1 protein-coding gene is annotated in these 758 nt (G+C 38.1%); it reads right to left on the bottom strand.

Going from position 1 to position 758, the window contains the following annotated elements:
- Positions 1-136: 136 nt before the first annotated feature.
- Positions 137-601: an IS200/IS605 family transposase gene (gene tnpA, locus HMPREF2877_RS09715; RefSeq protein ID WP_002886285.1), complete on the bottom strand. Its 465-nt coding sequence runs from the start codon at positions 599-601 to the stop codon at positions 137-139.
- Positions 602-758: the final 157 nt, after the last annotated feature.

Genomic DNA, 758 nt, shown 5'->3' with positions numbered 1-758 from the left:
ACCACCCGTCTAACGGGTGGTTTGATCAAGGGCTATAAGCCCATAATACCAGCCAGCGCCTAAAGACGCTGGCTTTCACTTTGTTCAAGCCTTATTGCTTTTGACTCGTCACAAGCCTCTCAAAGAGGCATTCGCATTACTTACCGTTATCCCTAAAGGGATTTTCATATTCTTTAACGCTTAATTTGTCCAAAGCGATATCATGCTTCTCTTGTTCCTGGATATATTTCTTAATTGTGGCTTCATTTAGTCCTACCGTACTTACATAATATACTTCTGCCCAAAAATGTCTGTTCCCAAATTTATATTTTAAATTGGCGTGTTTATCAAACATCATTAAGGCACTTTTACCTTTTAAATATCCCATAAAACTAGCTACACTCATTCGTGGTGGTATACTTACTAGCATGTGAACATGATCTGGCATTAAGTGGCCTTCTATTATTTCAACGCCTTTATATTGGCATAGTCTATGAAAAATCTCTCCAAGACTACTCCTATATTGATTATAGATTATTTTTCGTCTATACTTAGGTGTAAATACAATGTGGTACTTACACATCCATTTTGTATGTGATAAACTGTGAGCTTTTTGCGCCATAGTTTTAACTCCTTTCGCTTTACAATTGGCTTGAACACCTATATTGTAACTCGTTTGGAGTGTTTTTGTTATGACGGTATAACCTTCGATGCGCACCCGCATAGCGGGTGGTTTATTTGTTTCGCACCTTCGGAGCGAAACGGACTTAAAGTCACAA

This window comes from Streptococcus sp. HMSC072D03 (genome assembly GCF_001812855.1).
Classification (GTDB): domain Bacteria; phylum Bacillota; class Bacilli; order Lactobacillales; family Streptococcaceae; genus Streptococcus; species Streptococcus salivarius_D.
This window is presented reverse-complemented; position numbering and strand designations above follow the sequence as displayed.

Bases quoted from the DNA above. Each gene is read 5' to 3' on its own strand.
- tnpA (WP_002886285.1), bottom strand. From the start codon at position 601: ATGGCGCAAAAAGCTCACAGTTTATCACATACAAAATGGATGTGTAAG.